Origin of the sequence: Kaistella sp., from assembly GCF_049588135.1 — a bacterium.
Taxonomy (GTDB): domain Bacteria; phylum Bacteroidota; class Bacteroidia; order Flavobacteriales; family Weeksellaceae; genus Kaistella.
Genome location: NZ_JBAVFG010000105.1, coordinates 1 through 2,726 on the forward strand (window position 1 = coordinate 1; position 2,726 = coordinate 2,726).

The following is a 2,726-nucleotide window of genomic DNA, read 5'->3' on the forward strand; positions in this document are numbered from 1 at the left end:
TAAGAAATCAGGCAACAAAAATAGAAGAAGCCAGCGGATTCGCAGACGAGCTGTTTAATGTTCCAAATGGATATAATGAGAAAAATTAAAAATATCATAAAAATTGTCAACTTGATGATGTCATGAATATCCCAATGGATAGTTTAGTTGATGATATAGATACCAAATGAAAGTAAATTCCTCACGATATTCTTTTGCATTTTGTGCAGAACATAAAGTTTAAAAAAGTGCAATTATGAATAAAGATAAGGTTTCAGCTTTTGCCATTTTGATTTATAAATGATACTGACTTGCAACATCTTATAACGGAATTCAGCTAAAAACTCCAATTAATTTTCAGATTCAACTGTTGTAGGATAAATATAAGTTCGGTCCGCTCAATCAACCTGCCTGTTTTGTTTTATGCTTCTGACTAACGTTTTATAACTTATTGATTTACAATTGAAAATTAAGTTCATCAGTCTTGATGTCAAACTTAGCAATTAGCTTTTTCATTTCCTGAACTTTCCTTTTTCTTTTTTGGTCGATGAATTCATAAGGCGTTTCGGCTTTATAAGGGACTTTTTTTACCAACATGTTCCAAATAATAACAGCAAGTTTTCTGGCCGTTGCTGAAATTGCCGAGACCCGTCCCTTGCGGAAAGCGATGCGCTTAAAGAAATTGGATAATGCTGTATCCTTTAAATTCCCAATGGCATTGGCAGCATTTCTTAAAGCAATTTTGAGCCGGTTACTACCTTTAGGTATTTTATTGCTTAACACTTTACCTCCACTTATTTTATTGTTTGGTGATAAGCGGAGCCAGCTTGAGAACTGTTTGGCTGATTCAAACTTATGGATTCCACTTCCTACTTCGCTCATCAGGGTAAGAACTGTTGAGTAACTGACTCCTTCGATAGCAAGTAAGTCAACGCCCTCGAAGTATTGATAAGAAAGCAGGTTGATATCCATATTTTTTGGCGTGTTTTTATTGATCTTCTTGTATACTTTCTTATCAATTACATGCTGCTTTTTATTATCATCCTGGCCAATCTGTTCATTCAGCAGCTTTTCAAGTTCGATATCACATTCGGTAATCTTAGACTGCAAGTTTTGGTACATCTGATATTCATGATTCAGCGCAAACAGGTAATCTTTTCTGCCGTTCCATTGTAAGGCTTTTGCAATCTCCTGTTCCGACTTTTTACAATTGCCATGGCGGTAGGCAGCTAGTTTTTCTGGATTGGTTTCACCTTTACAAATAGCATCAATAATGGCCAGACCTGAAAGACCCACTACATCTTTTACCACCACATCCAGACGCAGGTTCAACAAGCGCAAATACTTCTGCATTTTCTTTGTGGTGCCGGCGGACTGTTCTAATAAATTAGTCCGGTGCCGGCAGTAAGTGCGCAATTGCTCAGTAGCTTCATCCGGCAAAAAACTTCCACTTAATAATCCTAAGGTATGCAGTTTTTGAATCCACTGACAATCCTGTACATCGGTCTTCTTCCCCTTGATATTCTTAGTAAACTTGCCATTACAAAGAATAACTTCTAAACCTACAGATTGAAGTGTTGCATACAGGCTTTGCCAGTAAGTGCCTGTGCTTTCCATGGCAACCGTTTTGATGCCATTCTCTAAAAACCATTCTGCCAGCGATAACAGATTCTCATTGTAAACACCAAACTCTCTGACATCGGACTCTCCCTGACCGATAGCAGCATAATGTGAACGGCTGCCTACATCAATCCCGGCCGCACAGGGATTAATTACTTCCATGGATACTTTCTTGCGCATAAAAACATCTTTTGATTTAAAAAATACCCTCAGGGAATGTATCTTTGACATGTAATTATTCTGAACGGGGTAGCAACAACTGCTCCACCACTGAAATCATCTCAAAGCCTTTTTGTTACAGCAGAAAGGCTTTTTACATTCCAACCAGGATTGCACACGGGCTATAATGCGCCAGTTCTAAAATCGGTCTCGCAAAGGGCGATAGAAAGATACTAACGTTAGCTCTGGAAATCAATTTTTCGGCCCGAAATAGGGAGGATTACCGCTAACAGTTGGCGAATTTGTGTTGTAATGGCCTAGAAATCAGCAACTTGTCAGCCCGTATGAATTCAGTTAATTGCTATGAAATAACGTAAAGCAGTTCAGTCATTATAATACAAATTTGTGGTTAGCGGACGTTACATATTTTCCTATCGTAATATCCTCCTTTTTACAACTAATGTACTATATAATTCAAAATTTCTTTGTTATAAAATTGCCTTGGCAACTTTTGGTCTTTGTGCATTTCAAAAACAATTCTGACTTCTTTTTCAGAAGCAAACGGTGCTGGTTTAACAAATAGACTTGGGTATAAGGATAATTTGTTAATTAATTCTATATACGGTTCGCAAACAATATCGTTGATATTAATTGCATCATTATGTATTTCAGAATCAAGAGAGAACCATTTTGAAGAGTTATAGCTAACTTTTTGCACAAAAAAACGTTTTGCTCCAATAGTCCTTGATATAGATTCTGCAACCGAGCGTACATTTGGGAAATATAGTTCTTTACTCCCAAAACTGTCTTGATGTAAAGTTTCAGACCTCTGTGAGGTTCCACATAATATTAGATAGTTAAAACCACAACAAACAAATGATGTAACTTGATGACCATTAATAATTAAATCCATAAATGTTTGTCCTTCAAATTCATCTCTTGCTTTTTTGTTTTCTATAGTTCTATAT

General features: G+C 36.6%; 2 protein-coding genes. Both read right to left on the reverse strand.

Going from position 1 to position 2,726, the window contains the following annotated elements; translation table 11 throughout:
* Positions 1–435: 435 nt before the first annotated feature.
* On the reverse strand, positions 436–1,830 hold the full coding sequence (locus WBY99_RS05965) for an IS110 family transposase (RefSeq protein ID WP_423975420.1): 1,395 nt from the start codon (positions 1,828–1,830) through the stop codon (positions 436–438).
* Between the two features lie 385 nt (positions 1,831–2,215).
* Positions 2,216–2,726 (reverse strand): hypothetical protein (locus tag WBY99_RS05970; protein ID WP_423975421.1); only part of this gene is annotated, 511 nt, incomplete at its 5' end.